We start from the raw sequence: 23,125 nt of genomic DNA on the forward strand, positions 1-23,125 counted from the left end.
ACAGAACCGACAGGCTCCATGCGCGCACTGCAACTTATCGAGGACCGCCGCCTTGAAACGGTGGACCTGCCACCCCCGCCGCCTCCCGCGCTTGGCGAAGTGACGCTGCGCATCAAGGCGGTGGCGCTGAACCACATCGACGTCTGGGGTTGGCGCGGCATGGCCTTCGCCAAGCGCAAGCTGCCGCTGGTCGTGGGCGCCGAGGCCTCCGGCGAGGTAGAGGCGGTCGGTCCCGGCGTTTCCAGCCTGCTGCCCGGACAATTGGTATCGATCTACGGCGCACGCACCTGCGGCCTCTGTCGTGCCTGCCGCGAAGGCCGCGACAATCTGTGCGAGCATGTTTCGGGCGTTCACGGCTTCCATCTCGACGGTTTCGCGCAGGAGAAGATCAACCTGCCGGCGCGCCTGCTGGTCCCCGCCCCGCCCGGTGTGACCGACATCGGGGCCGCCGTGGCGCCCGTTACCTTCGGCACCGTCGAGCACATGCTGTTCGACAATGCCAGGCTGCAGCCCGGTGAGACGATCCTCGTCCATGCCGGCGGATCCGGCATCGGCTCGGCGGCTATCCAGTTGGCCAAGCGGATGGGCTGCACGATCATCACCACGGTCGGCTCCAACGACAAGATCGACAAGGCCAAGGCGCTCGGCGCCGACCATGTCATCAACTACCGCGACGATCGTTTCGAGGGCGTCGTGCGCAAGCTGACGAAGAAGAAAGGCGTCGACGTGGTGTTCGAGCATGTCGGCACCGACACCTTTGCCGGCTCGATGCTGTGCCTGAAGCGCGGCGGTCGCCTGGTGACCTGCGGTTCGACCTCCGGCGTGTCGACGCAGATCAACCTGATGCAGCTCTTCCAGCAGCAGTTGAAACTGCTCGGATCCTTCGGTTGCCGCATGGAGAACATGGCCAACGCCATGCAGAAGATGGCCGCTGGACAGGTCGCTCCGGTGATCGACACCGAGGTCGGCTTCGACGATATCGATGCCGCGCTGAAGCGCATGGAAGGCCGCGACGTCTTCGGCAAGATCGTCCTGCGCGTCGCCTAGAGTCGGATGATTTCAGGTCGAATCGACCTGAAATCTGAATCCCCCTGTAAATCAAGGAATAGAGCATGATGTCATCCGAAAACCCTTTCACACTTTTCGGCATCATGCTCTAGAGCCCCGATTTCCGTGCTCAAGAAGCTTCGCCGCGATCTGAAATTTCGCTATGGCAGACAATTGCGCCAGGTGAATTACTGGTTTGTTGCGCGTCTCGCGATGGTCATCATGTCGCTGCTGCGCCTGCTGCCGGTCGACAGCGCGCTGAATTTTGCCGACCGCACCGCACGCCTCATCGGTCCAAAGGTCGGGCGCCACCAGGTCGCCCTCGACAATCTGCGCAAGGCCTATCCGGAAAAGAGCGAGGACGAAATCCGGGCCATCGCCTCCGACATGTGGGGCAACATGGCCCGCCTTGCCGCTGAATACATCTTCCTCGATGCCCTGTTCGACTATGATCCAGCGGCCGGAAAGTCCGGCCGTATCGAGGTCAAGGGAACAGAGCATTTCGTGGAGATCGCGGCCGAGAAGCAGCCGCACATCGTCTTCACCGGCCATCTCGGCAATTTCGAGCTGCTGCCGGTGGCGGCCGCGACCTTCGGCATGAACATCACCGCGCTGTTTCGGCCGCCCAACAACCCCTACCTCGCCGACTACATCCTTTCGACAAGGCGATCGACCATGGGAGGCTTGCTGCCTTCGATGGCCGGTGCCTCGTTCGCGCTGGCGGGGGTGTTGGAGAATGGCGGCAATATCGGCGTTCTCGTCGACCAGAAATTCTCCAACGGCCTGGACACGACCTTCTTCGGCCGTCCCTGCCAGAGCAACCGCGTGCTCGGCACCCTTGCCCGCCACTATGACTGCGACGTCTATCCGGCGCGTTGTATCAGATTGCCGGGCAACCGCTTCCGGCTCGAGATCGAGGACAAGCTGGTCCTGCCGCGCACCGCCGACGGCAGCGTCGATGTCCACGCCACCACCCAGATGCTGAATGACGTCGTCGAGCGCTGGGTCCGAGAGGATCCAGGCCAATGGATGTGGTTCCACAAAAGGTGGGAGATCAGCAAGTGGCGGCGAAAAAACCGCACCAAGCCGGCTCCCGTCTCAAACACCTGAGCAAGCCGCTGGCGGGAACGTGCGTTCCTCCGCCAGCAAGCAAAGCCAGTATCAACAAATCGCCAATTGCCTAATTGGTGACGACAATGCGCGTATTGCCGAAGCCCACTTCGCGGACCATCGAATAGAAGGCCGCGGCATTGGCCGTATGCAGCCTTACGCAGCCATGCGAAGCCGGACGGCCGAGCTGCCTGACGGCGCCCGTTCCATGGATGGCATAGCCGCCACGGAAGAACACCGAGTACGGCATCGGCGACATGTCGTACTTGCGCGAATACCACATCCGCGCCGTGCGCTGCGGCCGGTAGGTGCCGCGCGGCGTGAAATAGCCCGGACGGGCGGTCGAGACAGCCCACCGATAGACAGAATCGCCATAACGAACCGTCATTGTCTGCGACGACACGTCAATGTTCGCCACCAATGTGGCGGCCTGACTTGCGGCCGATGCGCCAAACAGCGCGATGACCAATACTGCTGCCTTGAGAAATGACATTTTCATGCGATCAAACCCCTTTGATTGCCCTTGCCTGCTCGCCATCACGTTGTTTTTCACCTTTTTAATGGCGGTGAACAGATAACACACAGTCTTTGACCAATTCGCCAATCCAAAGCAGTGAATTTGAACGATTTCCCGCGATAGTTGCCACAACGACACGTTGCACGGGTTTGATCGACGGGCTTGCAAAACCACTGGGATCGCTGCTCAACTCGCGGCATGAACGGGCGACTCCTCAAGGCAATCGACATCAGGCGCGACGAGTTGGTGGCGCTGACCGCCGACCTGATCCGCTTTCCGACCATAAATCCACCCGGCGAAGCCTACGGACCATGCGCCCACTATATCGGTGAGCGGCTAAGGAAGAGCGGCTTCGAGACCGAGTTCATCCGCGCCGACGGCACGCCCGGCGACACCGATCGCTATCCGCGCATCAACGTCGTTGCGCGGTTTGATGGACGGTCACCTGGTGCCTGCGTCCATTTCAATTCGCATATCGACGTTGTCGAAGCCGGCGACGGCTGGACCGTCGATCCGTTCGCCGGCATCGTCAGGGATGGCAAGGTCTATGGACGCGGCGCCTGCGACATGAAGGGCGGCCTCGCCGCCTCCATCATCGCTGTCGAAGCCTTTTTGGAAGTCTTCCCGGACTTTCCGGGCGCCATCGAGATCTCGGGAACGGTCGATGAGGAATCCGGCGGCTTCGGCGGCGTCGCCCACCTGGCCGGCCTCGGCTATTTCTCGAAGCCCAGGGTCGATCACGTCATCATTCCCGAGCCTCTCAACAAGGACCGCATCTGCCTCGGTCATCGCGGCGTCTGGTGGGCGGAAATCGAGACCAAGGGCGAGATCGCGCACGGCTCGATGCCGTTTCTCGGCGACAATGCGGTGCGCCATATGGGTGCGGTGCTGCAGGCATTCGAGGACGAACTGTTCCCGGCACTCGACCGCAAGATCACGCGCATGCCGGTGGTGCCGGAAGGCGCCAGGCGCTCGACCATGAACATCAATTCCGTTCATGGCGGCCAGACCGAGGATTTCCGCCCCGGCCTGCCCTCCCCCAACGTGCCCGATTCCTGCCGTCTGACCATCGACCGCCGCTTCCTTCTCGAGGAGGATCTGGCAACCGTCAAAGCCGAAGTGACCGGCATTCTCGACCGGCTGAAGCGCGAGCGCAAAAAATTCGACTACGAGATCCGCGATCTGATGGAAGTACTGCCGCTGATGACCGAGCGCGACGCGCCCGTCGTCAAGGCGGTGGCGCAAGGCATTCATGCGATCTTCGACCGCCAGCCCGACTACGTCATTTCGCCCGGCACCTACGACCAGAAGCACATCGCCCGCATCGGGCATATCTACGACTGCATCGCCTATGGCCCGGGCATTCTCGACCTCGCCCATCGGCCGGACGAGTGGGTTGGCATATCGGACATGGTGGAATCGGCCAAGGTGATGGCGATCGGGCTGAACGTGCTGCTGCGCGGCACGGCCACGGGATAACCCTGCATCGCGATAAGCTTCGGCCCGCCGACAGGGCTGGCACGGCAAAAACATTCCCCGCCATCCCGCCTGGCAGCACGAAACGCAATTTACTCCCACGCGAAATCACGCTTCTATCGCCCGGCTTGAGCACGTGTCCTGAACGCATGGGGAGTTGCACGATGAGATTGTGGAAAACCATTCTGGCCGCCGCGGTTCTCGCATTGGCCGCTGGAACCTCCGCCTTTGCGGCCCGAACCGACCTGGTCATCGGCATTCCGCTCGAACCGCCGCATCTCGACCCAACCGCTGGTGCCGCTGCGGCGATCAAGGAAGTGCTCTACGCCAATGTCTTCGAGGGCCTGACCCGGATCGGACCCAATGGCGAAGTGCTGCCGGATCTGGCGGAAAGCTGGACCATTTCCGATGACGGCAAGGTCTATACCTTCAGGCTGCACACCGGCGTCAAATTCCACGACGGCGCCGATTTCACCGCCAATGACGTGAAATTCTCGCTCGACCGTGCCCGCGCCGACAATTCGGTCAACGCGCAGAAGGGCCTGTTCGCGGCCATCGACAAGGTCGATGTCATCGATCCGGCGACGGTGAACGTCACGCTGAAAAACCCGCAAGGATCCTTCCTTTACAATATGGGCTGGGGCGACGCGGTGATGGTGTCGCCGAAATCCGCCGACACCAACAAGGAAAACCCGGTTGGCACCGGCCCGTTCAAGTTCCAGAACTGGGCCAAGGGATCATCGATCACGCTGGTCAAATCTGACCATTACTGGGGCGCTCCGGTTTTCCTCGCCAAGGTCGAGTTCCGCATCGTGCCCGATGCCGCGGCCTATGTGCCGGCCCTTTTGTCCGGCGACATCCAGGCCTTCCCCTTCTTCGATCCCGACAGCCTCGCACAGGTCAAGGACGATCCGCGTTTCAAGGTGGTGATCGGTTCGACCGAAGGCGAGACCATCCTCTCGATCAACAACAAGAAGCCACCTTTCGACAAGCTGCAGGTCAGGCAGGCGATCTCCTACGCGCTCGACCGCAAGGCGATCATCGACGGCGCCTCAGCCGGCCTTGGCCTGCCGATCGGCTCGCATATGTCGCCGGCGAACAAGGACTATGTCGACCTCACCGGCCTCTATCCACACAATGTCGACAAGGCCAAGGAACTGCTGAAGGAGGCCGGGCTGGAGAACGGCTTCAAGGCAACGCTGAAACTGCCGCCGCCCAGCTATGCACGGCTCGGTGGCGAGATCATCGCCTCGCAACTTCGCGATGTCGGGATCAACCTGGAGATCATCCCGGTCGAATGGGCGCAGTGGCTGGACCAGGTGTTCACCAAGAAGGATTACGACCTGACCATCGTCTCCCACACCGAGCCCAACGACATCGATATCTATGCGCGCAAGGACTATTACTTCAACTACGACAATCCGACCTTCGACAAGGTGATCGCCGACCTCAACCTCACCTCCGACGAGGCCAAGCGCAAGGAACTGCTTGGCGAGGCGCAGAAGATCCTGGCCGACGACGCCGTGGTCGGCTTCCTCTACGAATTGCCCAAGGTCGGTGTCTGGGACGCCAAGCTGCAAGGCCTGTGGGAAAATGCGCCGATCCAGGCCAATGACCTGACCAAGGTGAAGTGGAGCGAGTGAGGTTCGTGGTGCGCGCGCCACTCCCTCGCCTTCCATGAGCGCCTACCTCCTCAAGCGCCTCGCCGTCGCTTTAGCCACGCTGGTGCTTGCCTCGATGGTGGTGTTCGCCGTGCTGGAGATCCTCCCCGGCGATCCGGCGCGGCTGATGCTGGGCATGAACGCCAGTGCCGACCAAGTGGAACTCTTGCGCAACCAGATGGGCCTCAACGCGCCGATCGTACTGCGCTATCTGCACTGGGCCGGCGGCTTGCTCACCCTCGATTTCGGCCGCTCCTATACCTACTCGGTCCCGGTCATCGATCTCGTGCGTGAACGGCTGGCCGTCTCGCTCCCGCTGGCACTGATCGCGCTCGCGCTCTCCACCTTGATCGCCATTCCGGTCGGCCTGTTTTCCGCCAGCCGGCGCGGACGGGCTGGCGATACGATTTCAATGGGCGTCGCGCAGCTTGGCGTTGCCGTGCCCAATTTCTGGTTCGCGCTGATGCTGATCTATATCTTCGCCGTCTGGCTGCGTCTGGTCCCGGCCGGTGGTTTTCCTGGTTGGGGCGCCGGCGCCTGGCCGGCACTGAAATCGCTGCTGTTGCCGGCGGTGGCGCTTGCCTTGCCGCAAGCGGCGATCCTGGCGCGCGTCACCCGCTCGGCGCTGATCGAGGTGCTCAACGAGGATTACATCCGCACCGCCCGCGCCAAGGGCCTGCCCTATCGAGCCGTGCTGTGGCGGCACGCGCTACGCAACGCCATGATCCCGGTGCTGACCATCCTTGGCCTGCAGTTCGCCTTCCTGCTCGCCGGCACCATCATCATCGAAAATGTCTTCTATTTGCCCGGACTCGGCCGGCTGGTGTTCCAGGCGATCACCCAGCGCGACCTGATCGTCGTCGAGAGCGTCGTCATGCTGCTGGTCGCCGCCGTCATTGCCGTCAACCTCGTCGTCGACCTTTCCTATGCGGTGGTCGATCCCCGCCTGAGGACCCGGCAATGACGCTGCGCATCGACATCCCCGACGAGACGTTCCGCGGCATCCTGGCCAAGGCGTTTGGGAACACCGCTTTCGTTACCGGTTTCGTCATCACCGTGCTGATCCTGGCGATGGCTGTCGTCTCCTATGTCTGGACACCCTTCGATGTAACGAGGCTCGTCATAGCGGACAAGACGCAAGGTCCCTCGCTGGCGCACTGGTTCGGCACCGACCATTTCGGCCGCGATATCCTGTCGATGATCATGGTTGGCGCCCGCAACTCGATCGCCGTGGCGCTGGTCGCCGTCGGGATCGGCATGGGTGTCGGCGTGCCGCTTGGCGCCTTCGCCGCCGCGCGCGGCGGCCTCGCCGACGAGGCGCTGATGCGCATCAACGACCTCGTCTTCGCGTTCCCCGCGCTGCTGTCGGCCATCATGATAACAGCCATCTTCGGGCCGGGCGCCGTCAACGCGATCATAGCCATCGGTATCTTCAACATTCCGGTGTTCGCCCGCGTCGCCCGCGCCGGCGCGCTGGCCGTCTGGCCGCGCGAATTCATCCTCGCCGCGCGCGCCGCCGGCAAGAGCAGCACGCAGATATCGATCGAACACGTGCTGCCCAACATCGCCACGCTGCTCCTAGTGCAAGGCACAATCCAGTTCGCGCTGGGCATCCTGGCCGAAGCCGGGCTTTCCTATCTCGGCCTCGGCGCTCAGCCGCCGATGCCGAGCTGGGGCCGCATGCTGTTCGACGCCCAGACGCGCATGGTGGTGGCGCCGTGGATGGCGATCTTCCCCGGCATGGCGATCGTCGTCACCGTGCTCGGCCTGAATCTTCTGGGCGACGGCATCGCCGACATTCTCGACCCGAAATCGCGGCGGCAGCGATGAGCCTGCTCGAAGTCGATAATCTGTCGCTGGTCATCGGCGACACACAGATCCTGAAAGACATGGAGCTCTCCGTCGCGCCCGGCGAAGTGATGGGGCTGGTCGGCGAATCCGGCTCCGGCAAATCGATGACCGCGCTGACGGTGATGCGGCTCCTGCCCCATGCCGCACGCGCCACCGGGCGCATTACATTCGACGGCATCGATATTCTCGGCGCGACCGAGGACCAGATGTGTGCCTTGCGCGGCGACGACATCGGCATGGTTTTCCAGGAGCCGATGACGGCGCTCAATCCGGTCAAGACGATCGGCGAACAAGTCGCCGAAGGCATACGCTGGCACACCAGGGCAAGCCGTGCCGACGCCGAGGAGCGGGCGCGAAAAATGCTCGACCGCGTCGGCCTGCCCGAAGCGAAATTCCCGCTGTCGCGCTATCCGCACGAATTGTCGGGCGGCCAGCGCCAGCGCGTCGTCATCGCCATCGCCTGCGCGCTGAAGCCGAAGCTGCTGATCGCCGACGAGCCGACGACGGCGCTCGACGTGGTGCTGCAGGCACAGATCCTCGACCTCCTGCGCGATCTCGTGGAGGAGAACCGCATGGGTCTGCTGCTGGTCTCGCATGATCTCGCTGTCGTAACAGAGATGGCCGACCGCATCACCATCCTGCGCCATGGCGAGGTGATGGACGCCGGCGACACGGCGCGCACGCTCTCCGAACAGTTCCATCCCTATACGCGCCAGCTGGCGCAGGCCTCGATGCATGTTCCGGCGCGCGCCAAGCCTCATCGTGTCGGGATGGACCAACCCTTGCTGCAGGTTGAGGGCGTCAGCCGCGACTACCCCGGCCGCCGCATCGCGCTGTTCAGGCGCGCGCCCGACATACGTGCGGTCGACGATGTCTCCCTGTCGATGGCGCCGGGCCAGTCGGTGGCGCTGGTCGGCCGCTCCGGCTGCGGCAAGTCGACCCTTGCCCGCATGGTCCTGGCGTTGGACCGGCCGAGTTCGGGCGTGATCCGCTTTCGCGGCGAACCCATCACCGGCAGGAGCGAGGCCGAGCTGAAGCCGGCCAGGCGCGATATGCAGGTTGTCTTCCAGGACCCCTACGGCTCCTTCGATCCGCGCCAGAAGGTCGAAAAACTGGTCGCCGAACCCCTGCATGTCCTGGAGAAAAAACCGACGCGCGCCGAGCGCCGCGAGATGGTGGCGCATGCGCTGCACGAGGTTGGCCTCGACCAACGCGACATGGACAAATATCCGCACGAATTTTCCGGCGGCCAGCGCCAGCGCCTGTCGATCGCCCGCGCCATCATCACACGCCCCAAGCTCGTTGTCGCCGACGAGCCGGTCTCGGCGCTCGATGTTTCGATTCGTGCACAGATCCTGGACCTCTTCGCCGGACTCAACCAGAAACTCGGCATCGCCTATCTCTTCATCACTCACGACCTGGCCGTCGCCCGCGCCATCACGGATGAGGTGCTTGTCATGCATGACGGCAAGATCGTCGAGCGCGGCAGGACGAGCGAAGTGCTCGATCAGCCACAATCAGAGGCGGCCAAGGCGCTTGTCGCTGCGGCGCCGGATCTGCGCCGGGCGATCGCGAAACGGATGCAGGAACAAGGGTGAGTTGCCGATCCGCCCGCTACTCTTCCGGCTTCACCACATCGACCGGGCTGATGTCGAGCAAATCGAGCGTGCGGCGCAACAGGCGCACCTCGGTCTCGGCCAGTTGCGAATCCGCCTTGGCGATTTCCGCCATGTGCTGCGCCAATTGCTTGCGCCGCCCGACGTCGAGGTCGCGAAACAGCGCGATCGCCTGCGAGCCGTTGGTCTCGTAGCCGAATTCGTTGAGATATTCGATGACCGCGTCGATGCTGGTTTCCGGAATGCCGAAAGCATCCTTGCAGATGCGCCGGAAGGCGATCATCTCGCTCTCGCTCACCGTGCCATCGGCCAGGATCATCCGGAACAGCATCAGCAGTTCCGCCGACAGGACGGGATCGTCCGCGACCTTGCGCACGCCCGGGTCGCCGTCGAAGATCGAGCGTATCTGGTCCAGCAATGCGAATGCCATGAACGGCCCCTTTCCGATTCCTCGTCAACAGAATTAGCGCGGAATCGGCCTTGCGCAAACGGGGTGGCCGTGGTCGAACGCGCGCTGCAGCCGACGGACATCTCGACATATCAGATGATCGACCTCACCGCCCAGACCATCGCCATGCTCGCTTTCGCCGCCTTTGCCGCGGGCTTTGTCGATTCGATTGCCGGCGGCGGCGGGCTGATCACCATTCCGGCGCTGCTGCTCGCCGGTTTTTCGCCGGTCGAGGCGCTTGGAACCAACAAGCTGCAAGGCATGTTCGGCTCCGGGTCGGCGACGATCCACTATGCCTCGAAAGGCCATGTCGACCTGCGCCGGCAGTTGCCATCGGCGCTGCTTGCCCTCGCTGGCGGCGCCATCGGCGCACTGCTGGCCACGATCGTGCCCGGCGACCTGTTACGCGCGGCCCTGCCGCTGGTGCTGATTGCCATTGCGCTCTACTTCGCGCTCAAGCCCAACATGAACGATGTCGACCGGGCCGAGCGCCTGTCGCCCTTCCTGTTCGGCGTGACCGTGGTGCCGGCCATCGGCTTCTATGATGGCGTATTCGGGCCGGGCGCCGGTTCCTTCTACATGCTGGCCTTCGTGACGCTCGCCGGCTACGGCGTGCTCAAGGCAACGGCGCACACCAAACTGCTCAATTTCGCCTCCAACATCGGCGGCTTCATCATCTTCGCCGCCGTCGGCGTCATATCTTGGAAGATTGGCCTGATGATGGGCGTCGCCCAGTTCCTCGGTGCCCGCGTCGGCGCGAGCTTGGCCATGCGCATCGGCGCCAAGCTGATCAAGCCGCTGCTGGTCATCGTCTGCGTGGCTCTGGCGGTGAAGCTGCTTGCCGATCCGGCCAACCCGTTGCGCGTCATGATTGGTCTGTAATCACGCGCCTGTTACAATGCTGATGTTCGAATCATGTTGGAGGAGCCAGACATGAATCTCAGCGCGCCTACCCAGATTGTTTTCATCATCTCCGTTGTCATCGCCATCATCGGCATTCTTGCCGCGCTTGGCGTCCTTGCGTTCATTCCGATCGCATCGGTGTGGATTGTGCTTATCGCCTACATCGTGCTGGCCGCCGGCTGCCTGATGCGCGGCGCCTGACAAGTTTCCCTCGACAAGCGGGGACTGAGAGCGCCCGGCCAAGCCGGGCGTTTTTGATTCTAATGCGGGCTCTGCTAGATTCGCTTGGCGGAAGGATGGGCAATGCCAATCGAGATGTCTGGTCGTTCGGCACGTACTGGCCGAAGGCCAGCGAGAAGGCCTGACCTTCAACGCGCCAGCGAAAAAATCGCGTCGCAGTCGAGATGGGTCTCCAGCTCGGCCGCGACTTCGTCCAGCGCCCGCTCGACTTCGGCACGATAGTCGAGGCCACCGCCCTTGATGCCTAGGCTTTCGAGGAATTTCCCGCGAAAGCCGTCGGCGCCGAACAGGCCATGCATGTAAGTGCCGATCACCTTGCCGTCTGCCGAGATCGCGCCATCCTCGGCGCCATTGATGATCGCCGACGGCCGCCTGGTGTCGGGGCCCGTGGTGCTGCCGAGATGGATTTCGTAGCCTTCGAGCGGCAGGTCGAATTGGATCGAGCGCGCGCTGACATTGCGCACCGTCTTTTCGGGCTCCATCACCGTCTCGACATCGAGCAGGCCGAGCCCCTCGGCTTCCATGACGGAGCCTTCGATGCCGTCGGGATCGCGTACCATGCGGCCGAGCATCTGGAACCCGCCGCAGATGCCGACGACATGGCCGCCGCGCTTGCGGTGCGCCGCAAGATCCCGATCCCAACCATTCTCGCGAAACTTCAGGAGATCGCCGATCGTCGACTTGGAGCCGGGAATGACCACCAGCCCGGCATCGGGCGGCAGCTTCTTTCCCGGCGGCACGAACACCACTTCGACCTGCGGTTCGGCCTTGAGCGGGTCGAGATCGTCGAAATTCGCAATGCGGCCAAGCATCGGCACCGCCACCTTGAGCGCGCGCGCCTCGCCGGATGCCAGCCGCTCCAGCACCACGGAATCTTCCGAGGGTAGCCGTGCCGCAGCCTTCAGCCACGGCACGACGCCGAAACAGCGCCAGTCGGTGAACTTCTCGATCGCCTTGATGCCGTCATCGAACAGCGAGACATCGCCCCGGAACTTGTTGATGAGATAGCCGACGATCATGCGCCGGTCTTCTTGCGGCAGGATCAGATGCGTGCCCGCGACCGAGGCGATGACGCCACCGCGATCGATGTCGCCGACCAGCACCACCGGCACATCGGCGCGCGTGGCAAAGCCCATATTGGCGATATCGCGGCTGCGGAGGTTGATTTCGGCCGGCGAGCCGGCGCCCTCCACGATGACGAGGTCGGCGCCCTCGCCGACCTTGCCCCAGGACTCCAGCACTGCATCCATCAGCCGGCCCTTCAGCGCCTGGTAGTCGCGCGCCCGCGCCTCGCCGAACACCTTGCCCTGGACGATGACCTGCGCGCCGACATCGGTCTGCGGCTTGAGCAGCACCGGGTTCATATGCACCGATGGCGGCACGCCGCAGGCGATCGCCTGCAGCCATTGCGCGCGGCCGATCTCGCCGCCACCATGGTTGTTGTCGCCGGGGATATCGGCGACGGCGGCGTTGTTCGACATGTTCTGCGGCTTGAATGGCCGCACCTTCAGGCCACGCTTTTTCGCGGCGCGGCAAAGGCCTGCGACCAGCACCGTCTTGCCGACATCCGACCCTGTGCCTTGCAGCATGATTGCCCTGGCCATCAGCCTCTGACCTGCGTCGCGGTGCCGGTGATCGTGGATTTTTGCGCCAACGGCCCGCCGCGCCAGATATAGAGCGCCAGCAGCGGCTCCTTGCCCGTTCGCATGGCATGGTTGACGTTGGAGGCATGGTGGACGACCTCGCCGGCCTCCCGCCTGCGAAAACCGCTTTCGCCCATGCGCCATTCCGTACCGCCGGTCAGCGGAATATAGATTTCCTCGGCGACGTGATGATGGTCGGGGTAGACGATCCCGGGTCCAAGAATCAGCAGCCCGGCGGCAGCCTCTTCGTTGACGAAGTGCCCACGCGTGCCGAAGATTTCCAGCCAGCCGTAATTGTCGATGAAGGCCCTGCCGAAATCAGCCTCGGTGTAGGTCTGTCCCCAATGCAGTTCGTTGCGCTGCTCGGCCAGCAATCGCACCAGCGGCCTCGCATCCGGCGGTGCCAGTCCGGCCCCGCGATCAAGATGGCGCAGGCAGCCAAGCGCATGCGGCTCCAACTTTCGGGCCGGCATGTCCCAACCTGTGCGTGCCACGGCGTCGCGCACCAGAGCGTCATGGACGGAAGCGAGATAGGCGTGGAACTTTTCCAGCAGCTCATCGAATTTTGTCGTCACATCTTGCTCCGGGCATGCATTGGTGCACAGCCGCTCCGCGATAGGTCGGGTTGCGCGGCGGCATCATTGGTCTAGATTGATGCGCGCGCAAAGCCAAAAACGACAGGCCAGCGGGCTAGCTGGCCAGCCTACAGGGAGCACGCCATGGACGCCGCGGTCGATGCGAGCACCAGCCAGTTCGAACTCAATGAGGAACAGCGTGCCATCCAGGAGATGGCGCGGGCCTTCGCCGCCGATCGCGTGGCGCCCAATGCGCTCGACTGGGACCGCAGGCGACATTTCCCCGCCGATGTGATTCGCGAGACGGGGCCGCTCGGCCTCGGCGGCATCTATGTCAGGGACGATGTCGGCGGTTCCGCGCTCGGCCGGCTCGACGCCGTGCTGATCTTCGAGGCGCTGTCGCACGCCGACCCGGCCTTTTCCTCCTTCATCTCGATCCACAACATGGTGGCCTCGATGATCGACCGGTTCGGCAATGATGAGCAGCGCCAGCGCTTCCTGCCGAAGCTCACCTCCATGGAATGGCTGGCGAGCTATTGCCTGACCGAGCCTGGCTCGGGTTCGGATGCGGCGGCGCTGAAGACGCGCGCGGCGAAAAGCGGCGGCGATTACATCCTCAACGGCTCCAAGCAGTTCATCTCCGGCGCCGGCGACAGCGATGTCTATGCCGTCATGGTGCGCACCGGCGCCGACGGCCCGAAAGGCATCTCCACCATCGTCGTGCCCAAGGATGCGCCCGGCCTCTCCTTCGGCGCCAATGAGCACAAGATGGGCTGGCACATGCAATCGACCCGCCAGGTCATCTTCGAGGATTGCAAGGTGCCGGCGGAGAACCTCTTGTCGGGCGAAGGCGCCGGCTTCGGCATCGCCATGGCCGGGCTCGACGGCGGCCGGCTGAACATCGCCGCCTGTTCGCTGGGCGGCGCCCAGTCGGCGCTCGACAAGGCGCTGTCCTATACCGCCGAGCGCAAGGCATTCGGCTCGAAGATCAACCAGTTCCAGGCCCTGCAGTTCAGGCTGGCCGACATGGAGACAGAGTTGCAGGCGGCGCGCATCTTCCTCTATGCGGCGGCCTCCAAACTCGACCGCAAGGCGCCGGACGCCGGTAAATGGTCGGCAATGGCCAAGCGCTTCGTCACCGACACCGGCTTCAACGTCGCCAACGACGCGCTGCAACTGCTCGGCGGCTACGGCTACCTGCATGATTACGGCATCGAGAAGCTGGTGCGCGATCTCAGGGTGCACCAGATCCTCGAAGGCACCAATGAAATCATGCGCGTCATCATCGCGCGCGCCCTGATCGGCCGCTGACGCCAGCAAACTCCGGGAGAGAGACTATGACGACGATCGCCTTCATCGGCCTCGGCAATATGGGCAATCCGATGGCCGCAAACCTGGTCAAGGCTGGGCATGCCGTGCACGGTTTCGACCTGATGCCGGAAAACCTCGCGGTCGCGCGCGAACATGGCGTCGTCGTTATGGCCAATGCGCTCGCGGCGGTGAAGGATGCCGACGTGGTCATCACCATGCTGCCGGCCGGCAAGCACGTGCTGTCGGTCTATGGGGACATTGCTCCCAAGGCCAGGAACGGCGCGCTGTTCATCGATTCCTCGACGATCGACGTCGAATCGGCGCGCAAGGCGCATACGATTGCAGCAAAGCACGGCCTGCTGTCCATCGACGCGCCGGTTTCGGGCGGCACCGGTGGTGCCACGGCCGGTACATTGACCTTCATGGCTGGGGGAGCCGACGATGCTTTCTCGGCCGCCGAGCCGATCCTGAAGCCGATGGCCGGCCGCATCGTCCATTGCGGCGGTGACGGCGCCGGACAGGCGGCGAAGATCTGCAACAACATGATCCTCGGCATTTCGATGATCGGCGTCGCCGAGGCGTTCGTGCTGGCGGAAAAACTCGGCCTGTCGCATCAGGCGCTGTTCGACGTCGCCTCGACCTCGTCGGGCCAGTGCTGGTCGCTGACCACCTATTGCCCCGTGCCTGGCCCGGTTCCCACTTCGCCCGCCAACAGGGATTACAAGCCCGGATTTGCGGCGGCTCTTATGCTGAAAGACCTGAAATTGTCGCAGGAAGCAGCGCTTGGCGCGGGCGCGGTGACACCGCTTGGCGCAGAAGCGGCGCAGCTCTATGCCCTTTTCAACGCCCAGGGCCATGGCGGCGCCGATTTCTCCGGCATAATAAATTTTCTGCGCGGCAACTCGGCGTAAGCAGCGGATTTGGTTTAGTTTTTTTCGGGTTCTTCGGACCAAGGGCCGCAAATTTAGATTTGCTTAAGCTCTCGATAACTCCGCGGTAACGATGTCCCTATAAAACAGATTGCGAGGCGGACATATCGCATCCGCCCGGCGCTCCGGATCAGGTCTCGCGTACCGGAGCCCGTAAGTTTCGCAAGTGTCTTGGTAGCGAAACGCCATGCGTATCTGGCAAAGCCGCGTTCCCGATGGGGCGCGGTTTTTGCATTTCCGGCCCCTTTATTACCGACGATCCGTCTATATTCCGATCGCCGCACCCGGGATCGGCACATGGTCTTCATTGGTCAGCACGATCGGTGCATCGACGCCGTCGACGCGGACCACGAGCAGGCGCGTGCTCCATGTGCCGGCATTGCGAACCAGATGGGAATATACGGTGCCCTTGCCCTTGGCGCCGTGGACGGGAATGCTGAACTGGGCGTCGCCCGCGCCATTTGCATTGACGTTGAGATGACCGCCGACCCAGAAATTGTCGGCCAAATCGTCGCCGATGGCGGCCTTGACCCGAACATCGGTGCGGACGGCGTCCATGGTCATGCGGTAGGCGTCGCTGCCTTTGAGCACGAAAGGGATGCTGCCGACCATCGTCGCACAACCGCCGATACTGACCACCCATACGGCAAGGCCGGCAATCGCCCAATTGCGCTGCGTCTTGCGGAACTGCTCGGCGTCGCGCCAAGCCCGGTTTTGCCAAGCCCAGCGGCTGCCGCGCGCGCCGAGCACGAAGATCATGATGAGGTTGACGACGGGGATCAGCGCCAGCAGCGCGATGAAGGTGCTGTTGCCGATGCCCCAAATCCAGTTGAGGAAGAAGGCGCCCCAGTTCCAGCGATCGAGTTCGGCTGGAATTTCAGCCGGTTGGTTGAGCGGTTGTCCGGCCATGTTGTTCCCCATCGGCGTGTATGCCGATTGGTTCTAGCGCAAGACTTCGACGATGCGCAAAAAAGTTCCGGGGCTTCCGCCTCAACCCTTTGTGGAAAGGCGGCGAAAATTTGCCCTCACCGCGCGGCCGGCCGGCTTCAGCGCTGCGCTGATCGACCGTTCGGCCGCGACGCCGTTGAACAGCGACGGCGTTCGACCCGAGAGAACCTCCGGCCAGAAACGTGACGCCGATTGCAGGAAAGACATTTGCGCCGCAAGCGCGCCCTCGGCCATGGCGACGGTCTTCTCGCTGACAGCCATTGCCGTCTCCGCGCTCCAGGGCTCGCCGCTTCGCGCCTCCATGGCCATCAGCGGCAGCCGCATCATCACCACCAGCGGCGCCAGCATCAGGTCCGCGCCAAGGCTGGCCGCCTCTTGCACGCGTCGGCTTTTGCCGGTCTTTCTCATGTGGGCAATCCCCTGTCGCGGCCGGATCGGCCGCCCCTTACATTACGCGCCGAAGGCGAAATTCGTTCCCGCTCATAGCGCATATTTCCGGGATTGGGCGTTTCTTCGCAAAAACGCCCAATCGAGGTTTGCTCCTATCGCTTGCGCAGGTCCGCCTGTGCCAGGTCGAGCGCCTTGCCGATGCGCTCGCAAGCCATGTCGATCGTATTACGGGTCCAGATCAGCGGCGGCGACAGGATCATCGTGTCGCCGGTGGCGCGCAGCATCATGCCGTTGGCGATCGCGTGGTCGCGCACCGTCACCGCGGCACTCCCCGACGGCAGGAAGCGCTCCTTCGTCGCCTTGTCCTTGACGATCTCGATCGCGCCCATCAGGCCGATCGAGCGCACCTCGCCGACCAGATCATGCCCGGCAATACGCTCCTGCAACGCGCTAGCGAAATAAGGTCCGGTGTCGTTCCTGACACGGTCGACCAGCCCTTCCCTCTCGATGATCTCCAGGTTCTTCAAGGCCACGGCGCAAGCCACCGGGTGCCCCGAATAGGTGTAGCCATGGTTGAACTCGCCGCCCTTCTCGACCAGCGTCGAGGCAATGCGGTCGCCAACCAGCAGCGCCGAAAGAGGCTGATAGCCCGAGGTCAGCGCCTTGGCCGTGGTGATGGTGTCCGCCTCGATGCCGAAGGTCTGCGCCGCGAACCACTCACCTGTGCGGCCATAGCCGGTAATGACCTCGTCCAGCATCAAAAGCACATCGTATTTGCGGCAGATGCGCTGCACTTCGGGCCAGTAGCTCGTCGGCGGTATCTTGACGCCGCCAGCGCCCATCACCGGCTCGCCGATGAAGGCCGCGACCTTGTCGGCACCGGCCTCGAGGATGGCGTCCTCGACGGACTTTGCCGCGCGCAGGCCGAAATCGTGGTCGCTTTCGCCCGGCAGAGCCAGCTCGTAGGCATAGGGCATCATCACATGGACGATGTTGGGCACCGCACCGTTGAGCTGCTTGTGCATGGCATCCATGCCACCGAGCGAAGTGCCGGCAATGGTCGAGCCGTGATAGGCCATCTTGCGCGAGATGACGCGGTTCTTCTCCGGCTTGCCCTCAAGCACCCAGTAATGGCGCACCAGGCGCAAGGCGGTGTCGTTGGCCTCCGAACCGGACGAGCCGTAAAACACCTGGTTCACGTTGCGTGGTGCGATCTCGGCCAGCTTCTTCGACAACAGCACCGGCGTCGGCGTGGAGCATTTGAAGAAGGAATTGTAGTAAGGCAGTTCCTTCATCTGTGCATAGGCGGCCTCGGCCAGCTCGTCGCGGCCGTAGCCGATATTGACGCACCACAGGCCGGCCATGCCGTCCAGCAGTTCCGTCCCTTCGGAATCGTAGATGAACGGGCCATTGGCGCGGGTGATGACGCGGGCGCCTGCCTCACGCAGCTCCTTATGATCGGTGAAGGGATGCAGGTGATGCGCGGCGTCGATCTGCTGAAGCTGCTTCAGCGAATAATTCTGGTAGGTCATTGATCTGGTCTTTCCTCTGAAATCATTCCGGCGGTGCCGGGGCGAATTCGTCAGAGGACGGCAGGCGGCGAATAGCCGATGCGGGCGCACAGCCGCAAAAGCTCGGCGCGCAGCGTGCGTGACGACGGTGTCACCGCGACCCGGAATGCGCGAGCTGATAGTGTAGCGAGAGCCATGAAGGTACCTTAGAGCAAAGGGCGGTCGAGGTGAACCACCCTTTGCTCAGGGGTGCCATGGAATGAGGTCAGGCTTTTCCGCTCAGTGCGCGCTGCAGGAAGACATACTTCATCGCCGTCTGCGCCGCCTGCGGCCGGCGGTCGCCGCGCCCGCCATGTCCGCCTTCGGTCTCCTCGAAGAACAGCGTCTTGCCGTGTCCTGCCTCCTGCAGGCGGGCCGCCATCTTGCGCGCATGGCCGGGATGGACCCGGTCGTCGGCGGTCGAGGTCGTCAAGAGCACCGGCGGATAGGCGGCATCGGCCTTGACATGTTGATAGGGTGAATAGGCGGAAAGCCACTTGGCGTCTTCCGGCTTTGACGGATCGCCATATTCGGCCATCCACGAAGCGCCCGGCGGCAATTCGGTGTAGCGCAGCATGTCGAGCAGCGGCACCTCGATGATGACGGCGCCGAAAAGCTCGGGATGCTGCGTCAGGGAAGCGCCGGTCAGCAGGCCGCCATTGGAGCCTCCCTGGATGCCGAGCGATTGAGCAGTGGCAATACCGCGCCTGACGACATCTTCGGCCACCGCCGAAAAGTCGTCGAAGCCGTTCTGGCGCTTGCCTTTCAGCGCCGCCTGGTGCCAGGCCGGTCCGAACTCGCCGCCGCCGCGAATGCAGGCCTGCACATAGGCATTGCCTTTCTCCAGCCACAGCCTGCCGCGCACGCCGGCATAGCCGGGCAACAGCGGCACTTCGAAACCGCCATAGCCGTAGAGTAGCGTCGGTACCGGACCATTCTGGTCGCGCCGCCTGACGACGAAATAAGGAATCATCGTGCCGTCCTTCGAGCGCGCCTCGAACTGCTCCGAGATCAGCGGCGAGGCATCGAAGCGGGCCGGCTGCGATTTCACGGTCGCGAGCGTCTCGCCATTGTCATCGGACCAGATGATCGAGCTTGGCGTCAGGAAATCGGTGAAGGAAAAGGAGACGGTGGAGCCGAAATGCTCGGCATGGCTGATCCCGACAGTGCCGTTTTCAGGCAGCATGACGGGTTTCAGCGACCAGGCGCCGCGGTCGCGCTCGCAGACGAGAATCTTGCCGCGCACATTGTCCATCAAGCTGATGAACAGGCGGTCCTGCGTTCTGGCGAGCCCGGCAATGGAAACCCGGTGCGCCGGCGCCAACAAGGTTTCGATGGCGCCAAAACCGCCGGTTTCGATCCAATGCGCGAAGTCGAAGGAGTAAAGCCCGTCCGGCTGGCATGCGGTGCCGTCCGGTGCTGTCCATGGCGTGCGCACCCCGAACACCAGTTGATCCCTAAAGAGCGAGGTGTCAGTGACGTCGTCGGGCAGCGGGATGCGGCGGTTCTCGCCCGAAGGCAGGCGCAGGAAACTGTGTGATGCGAAGAAGTTGAGTGTCCGCGCCAGAAACAGGTGACGCTTCTCGCCGTCGAACTCGACACCGGCGCCAACGGCAAGATCCTCGATCTCTCCCGCGAAGATCGGGGTCGCCTCTTCCAGCCTGGTGCCCCGCTTCCAGAGCTTGACCACACGCGGATATCCGGACTCTGTCTTGTCGGCCTCTTCGAAAGCGGCCGAGACGATGACCGTATCCTCGTCCAGCCAGCCGAAGCCCGATTTCGAGGCCGGTGCCTGAAAACCGCCTTCCACGAAGGACTTGGCCGCGATGTCGAACTCGCGCATCGCGCTGGCGTCACCGCCATCGGGCGACATCGAGACCAGGCAGCGGTTGAAATCGGGGTAGAGCCTGACCGCGCCGCCGAACACCCATTTTATCCCCTCCTTCCCAGCCAGCTGGTCGAAGTCGATGATCGTCTCCCAGTCGGGCTTGTCGGTCTTGTAGGAAGCGACCGTCGTGCGGCGCCACAGGCCGAGCGCATTGGTCTTGTCCTGCCAGAAATTGTAGACATGACCGGCGATCGCCGCGCCAACCGCGATATTGTCCTCGGCCGTCATCAGGTCGAGCGCCGTCTGGAACGACGCCTGATAGGATGGATCGCCCTGCAATTCCGCCACCGTGACCTCGTTCTGGCGATGCACCCAGTCGAGCGATTCCTTGCTTGTCCTGTCCTCCAGCCAGAGGAACGGATCGCCGGTCTTCTGAAAGGGCTGGGCTCTGGTCGTCGAAGCGGTCATGCAGGTCTCCGGGATTTTGAACGGCTTCGCCTACATTGCGTTGGCGGCGCTGACATTCAAGGTGCGATACGGTCTTTTGCGGCCCTCGCGGCGTTGCTTCACCGCACCCGCCGACGGATAATCGTCGCCAACGCAAGCATGGCGCAGATCGCGCCGAGCGTCAGCGGCAGGCCGCTCGCATCGGTCACATCCATTATGCCGCCCGCTAGCGGCGGAACGACAATGCCGCCGACACCCCACATCAGGGAGAATGCCGCATTGCCGGCAACCAGCGCCGAACCGGTGAAGCGCTCGCCAAGTTCGATGATGGACATCGTGTAGATGCCGTAGGACACAGCTCCCCAGACGAAGACGCAAGGCCAGATCAGCGGCGTGTCGATCAGCATCGGCAAAAGCACACAGCCAAACAGCGTCAGCAGGACGCAGATGAAGCGCACGAGACGGGCCGTCAGCCGCTCGGCCAGCAGGCCAAGCGGAACCTGCATGGCGATGTTGCCGGCGATCATGACCGACAGCAGCGCCGACATGCGAGCCTCCGCGATGCCATGATGCGTGCCGTAGACGGGCAGCAGCGCCAGCACCGCCTGCTCGAAGCCGGCGGCCACGACCACCGCCGACAGGAGCAGCCAGGCGAGCGGCATGAAACCCATCACCGAAACCTGATGCCCGGCCTCGTCTACTCTGGGCAGCCGTGGCAGAACCGACGCCAGGCAGATGCCGCAGAGCACGAAGGCGCCAATGCCAACAAGGAACGGCGGCCAGCCTTCTGTGCCAACGGCGAGCAGGCAGAGCGGGCCGGAGGCGAAGCCGGCCGAAATGATCGTCGAATAGAGGCCCATGATGCGGCCGCGCCGGGCCGGCGGCGCCAGCGCGATTACCCAGATTTCGCTGAGCACATAGAGCGGGTTGGTCACGGCGCCGATCAGCAAGCGCAGCGGAAACCAGAGATAGACGTTCTGCGTCCAGCCGATCAGCGCCAGCACGACAGCTGAAAGCGCCGCGCAAGTGAGGGCCGTGCGCCCTGCTCCGAACCGCCTCGCCAGCGCTGGAATAATTGGCGACGAGACGATGAACCCGATCGGCGTCATCGCCGCCGACAGGCCGATCATCGCGGGCGAGACACCCTGGCGCTGCAGGATGAAGCTCAGCAGCGGATAGGACAGGCCCTGCGCGATGGCGAAAACGGACACGGTCGCGATCACACCGGTGATCGCCGCCCATTGCATCGTCTCGTCGCTTCTCGTGTCCACCAGGTCCATGATCCATAACGCTGTCGCGGTTGCAGACTTAGCGGTTCGGCCCGGCGGCGGTAAGCCCCGCGGCCCGGACGGATGCCCGGCTCCAGCCAAACCCTGTCAGGAGCCTGCGCGGCTGGCCGATCTATAAAGCGCGAAGGCGACCAGCAAAGCGTCGAGGCCAATGATCACGGTTGGCAAACCCACCGGCCCGATCGCCTGCATCAGCAGGCCCGCGCCCGGCGGACCAACGATACCGCCGACACCCCATAGCAAGGCGAACGCCGCATTGCCGGTGACCAGCAGCGAACCTCTGAAGCGGCTGCCGAGTTCGACCAGCGCCATCGTATAGACACCGTAGCCCACCGCGCCCATCACCAGAAGCACGCCCCAGATCAGCTGTGTGGTAATCAGCAGCGGGAGCAGAACAGCGCAAACGGTCGTCGCCACCGCGCAGGCCAGGATCATCGGTCGGCCACCGAAGCGTTCGGCGAGCAGGCCGAGCGGGATCTGCAGAAGGATGTTGCCCAGCGACAGCGACATCACCAGCGCGGCGAGCACCGCCTCCGGCAAGCCATAGCCGGCCCCAAACACAGGAACCAGGGCATAGGTGCTTTGCTGGACGGCGGCCGAGACCAGCACCGCCAGCAGCAGCGCCGGCGCCAACCGGGCAAAACCGACAAAGCTGCCGGCAGGCTGGCCGTCATCCTCGAAACCGGCGAGCTTCGAGGAGACAAGGCGCAAAATGACGGCGCAAAGCACAAACCCGCCAATGCCGACACTGAAAGGTGCCCAGCCCTCGATACCGACCAGAGTGAGCGTAAAGGGGCCGGCGGCATAGCCGGCGCCCATCAGTGTGTTGAACACGCCCATCACTCGCCCGCGCCGCGACGGCGGCGCCAGCGACAGCGCCCAGACTTCGCCCAGCACATAGAGCGGGTTGATGACGATGCCGATGATGAATCGGATGACGTACCAGGCAACCCAGTCTTGCAGACAGAAGATGGCCAGGAAGCACATCGCCCCAATCAGCGAGCAGCCAACCGCCAGGTTTCGCGCCCCGACCAGCCGCACGGCAGCCGGCACGAAAGAGGCCGAAAGAATCAGGCCAACCGGCATCATCGCCGCCGACAAGCCGATCAGGGCGGGCGACATGCCTTGCTTCTGCATCAGGAGCGTGAACAGCGGCGAGCTCAACCCTTGCGCCGCTCCGAACATGGCTAATGCGGCGGTGACGCCCGCGAGCGCCGCCCATTGCGTTCCCGCTTCGCCTTCGCTCGAGCCGGTCGCGACCATGCCGTCATCCATGTCAATGCGGCCATCGGCCAGCAAGCACGACTAGCTACTGGTTCGACCAGAGGAAAGGAAGAGCCGAACCG

The 23,125-nt window shown here is 63.5% G+C and carries 22 protein-coding genes; 11 read left to right on the forward strand and 11 right to left on the reverse strand.

What is annotated here, in order from left to right; all coding sequences use genetic code 11:
* The first annotated feature begins 18 nt into the window (after window positions 1-18).
* Both FJ527_RS05070 and FJ527_RS05075 read left to right on the forward strand, forming a co-directional pair.
* Entirely contained in the window at window positions 19-1,047 is a 1,029-nt protein-coding gene (locus FJ527_RS05070) for a zinc-binding dehydrogenase (RefSeq protein WP_140615990.1), read from the forward strand.
* A gap of 126 nt (window positions 1,048-1,173) precedes the next feature.
* Window positions 1,174-2,157 (forward strand): lipid A biosynthesis lauroyl acyltransferase, encoded by a 984-nt coding sequence (locus tag FJ527_RS05075; RefSeq protein ID WP_181166282.1) that lies wholly within the window; start codon window positions 1,174-1,176, stop codon window positions 2,155-2,157.
* Between the two features lie 70 nt (window positions 2,158-2,227).
* Here FJ527_RS05075 and FJ527_RS05080 read toward each other — a convergent pair whose 3' ends face one another.
* The gene (locus tag FJ527_RS05080; protein WP_140615986.1) at window positions 2,228-2,656 is read right to left on the reverse strand and encodes a L,D-transpeptidase; all 429 of its coding nucleotides are present in this window, start codon (window positions 2,654-2,656) and stop codon (window positions 2,228-2,230) included.
* 216 nt (window positions 2,657-2,872) lie between these two features.
* On the opposite strand from FJ527_RS05080, the gene FJ527_RS05085 reads away from it, so the two are divergent.
* From FJ527_RS05085 to FJ527_RS05105, 5 genes are all read left to right on the forward strand, one after another.
* Complete coding sequence (locus tag FJ527_RS05085) at window positions 2,873-4,153, forward strand: acetylornithine deacetylase/succinyl-diaminopimelate desuccinylase family protein (RefSeq protein WP_140822016.1); 1,281 nt, start codon at window positions 2,873-2,875, stop codon at window positions 4,151-4,153.
* A 161-nt stretch (window positions 4,154-4,314) separates the two neighbouring features.
* Complete coding sequence (locus FJ527_RS05090; RefSeq protein ID WP_140822018.1) at window positions 4,315-5,793, forward strand: ABC transporter substrate-binding protein; 1,479 nt, start codon at window positions 4,315-4,317, stop codon at window positions 5,791-5,793.
* A 34-nt stretch (window positions 5,794-5,827) separates the two neighbouring features.
* Window positions 5,828-6,775, forward strand: a complete 948-nt coding sequence (locus FJ527_RS05095) for an ABC transporter permease (protein WP_140822020.1) — start codon at window positions 5,828-5,830, stop codon at window positions 6,773-6,775.
* Window positions 6,772-7,641, forward strand: a complete 870-nt coding sequence (locus FJ527_RS05100; RefSeq protein ID WP_140615978.1) for an ABC transporter permease — start codon at window positions 6,772-6,774, stop codon at window positions 7,639-7,641. Before FJ527_RS05095 ends, FJ527_RS05100 begins: the two co-directional genes overlap by 4 nt.
* Complete coding sequence (locus FJ527_RS05105; protein ID WP_140714874.1) at window positions 7,638-9,260, forward strand: dipeptide ABC transporter ATP-binding protein; 1,623 nt, start codon at window positions 7,638-7,640, stop codon at window positions 9,258-9,260. The genes FJ527_RS05100 and FJ527_RS05105 overlap by 4 nt, the downstream gene beginning before the upstream one ends.
* Before the next feature lie 16 nt (window positions 9,261-9,276).
* Here FJ527_RS05105 and FJ527_RS05110 read toward each other — a convergent pair whose 3' ends face one another.
* On the reverse strand, window positions 9,277-9,708 hold the full coding sequence (locus FJ527_RS05110; RefSeq protein ID WP_015317458.1) for a TerB family tellurite resistance protein: 432 nt from the start codon (window positions 9,706-9,708) through the stop codon (window positions 9,277-9,279).
* A gap of 114 nt (window positions 9,709-9,822) precedes the next feature.
* Here FJ527_RS05110 and FJ527_RS05115 point away from each other — a divergent pair, with 114 nt between their 5' ends.
* Together FJ527_RS05115 and FJ527_RS05120 are read left to right on the forward strand one after the other, a co-directional pair.
* The gene (locus FJ527_RS05115) at window positions 9,823-10,608 is read left to right on the forward strand and encodes a TSUP family transporter (protein ID WP_015317457.1); all 786 of its coding nucleotides are present in this window, start codon (window positions 9,823-9,825) and stop codon (window positions 10,606-10,608) included.
* A gap of 51 nt (window positions 10,609-10,659) precedes the next feature.
* Entirely contained in the window at window positions 10,660-10,830 is a 171-nt protein-coding gene (locus FJ527_RS05120) for a hypothetical protein (RefSeq protein ID WP_023769888.1), read from the forward strand.
* A gap of 167 nt (window positions 10,831-10,997) precedes the next feature.
* Here FJ527_RS05120 and FJ527_RS05125 read toward each other — a convergent pair whose 3' ends face one another.
* A complete protein-coding gene (locus FJ527_RS05125; protein ID WP_140714872.1) occupies window positions 10,998-12,473 on the reverse strand; it encodes a cobyric acid synthase in 1,476 nt (491 codons plus the stop codon).
* Entirely contained in the window at window positions 12,473-13,087 is a 615-nt protein-coding gene (locus tag FJ527_RS05130; protein WP_140661069.1) for a dimethylsulfonioproprionate lyase family protein, read from the reverse strand. The genes FJ527_RS05125 and FJ527_RS05130 overlap by 1 nt, the downstream gene beginning before the upstream one ends.
* A gap of 144 nt (window positions 13,088-13,231) precedes the next feature.
* Here FJ527_RS05130 and FJ527_RS05135 point away from each other — a divergent pair, with 144 nt between their 5' ends.
* Both FJ527_RS05135 and mmsB read left to right on the forward strand, forming a co-directional pair.
* Window positions 13,232-14,398, forward strand: a complete 1,167-nt coding sequence (locus tag FJ527_RS05135; RefSeq protein WP_140615970.1) for an isobutyryl-CoA dehydrogenase — start codon at window positions 13,232-13,234, stop codon at window positions 14,396-14,398.
* Between the two features lie 26 nt (window positions 14,399-14,424).
* A complete protein-coding gene (gene mmsB, locus FJ527_RS05140; protein WP_015317452.1) occupies window positions 14,425-15,309 on the forward strand; it encodes a 3-hydroxyisobutyrate dehydrogenase in 885 nt (294 codons plus the stop codon).
* Window positions 15,310-15,591: 282 nt separating this feature from the next.
* Here the strand turns inward: mmsB and FJ527_RS05145 are convergent, their stop codons facing one another.
* From FJ527_RS05145 to FJ527_RS05175, 7 genes are all read right to left on the reverse strand, one after another.
* A complete protein-coding gene (locus tag FJ527_RS05145) occupies window positions 15,592-16,236 on the reverse strand; it encodes a cytochrome c oxidase assembly factor Coa1 family protein (RefSeq protein ID WP_015317451.1) in 645 nt (214 codons plus the stop codon).
* Window positions 16,237-16,317: 81 nt separating this feature from the next.
* Window positions 16,318-16,683: a hypothetical protein gene (locus tag FJ527_RS05150; RefSeq protein WP_015317450.1), complete on the reverse strand. Its 366-nt coding sequence runs from the start codon at window positions 16,681-16,683 to the stop codon at window positions 16,318-16,320.
* Window positions 16,684-16,817: 134 nt separating this feature from the next.
* On the reverse strand, window positions 16,818-18,197 hold the full coding sequence (locus tag FJ527_RS05155) for an aspartate aminotransferase family protein (RefSeq protein WP_140714867.1): 1,380 nt from the start codon (window positions 18,195-18,197) through the stop codon (window positions 16,818-16,820).
* A 50-nt stretch (window positions 18,198-18,247) separates the two neighbouring features.
* A complete protein-coding gene (locus FJ527_RS05160) occupies window positions 18,248-18,373 on the reverse strand; it encodes a capsid protein (protein ID WP_083883030.1) in 126 nt (41 codons plus the stop codon).
* A gap of 68 nt (window positions 18,374-18,441) precedes the next feature.
* Window positions 18,442-20,511, reverse strand: a complete 2,070-nt coding sequence (locus FJ527_RS05165) for a prolyl oligopeptidase family protein (protein WP_140822022.1) — start codon at window positions 20,509-20,511, stop codon at window positions 18,442-18,444.
* A gap of 98 nt (window positions 20,512-20,609) precedes the next feature.
* Window positions 20,610-21,770, reverse strand: coding sequence for an MFS transporter (locus FJ527_RS05170; RefSeq protein ID WP_140822024.1), 1,161 nt, complete (start codon window positions 21,768-21,770; stop codon window positions 20,610-20,612).
* Between the two features lie 96 nt (window positions 21,771-21,866).
* Window positions 21,867-23,042, reverse strand: a complete 1,176-nt coding sequence (locus FJ527_RS05175) for an MFS transporter (RefSeq protein ID WP_140822026.1) — start codon at window positions 23,040-23,042, stop codon at window positions 21,867-21,869.
* Window positions 23,043-23,125 lie beyond the last annotated feature (83 nt).

The organism is Mesorhizobium sp. B2-4-18, assembly GCF_006441385.1.
GTDB classification, from domain to species: Bacteria; Pseudomonadota; Alphaproteobacteria; order Rhizobiales; family Rhizobiaceae; genus Mesorhizobium; species Mesorhizobium australicum.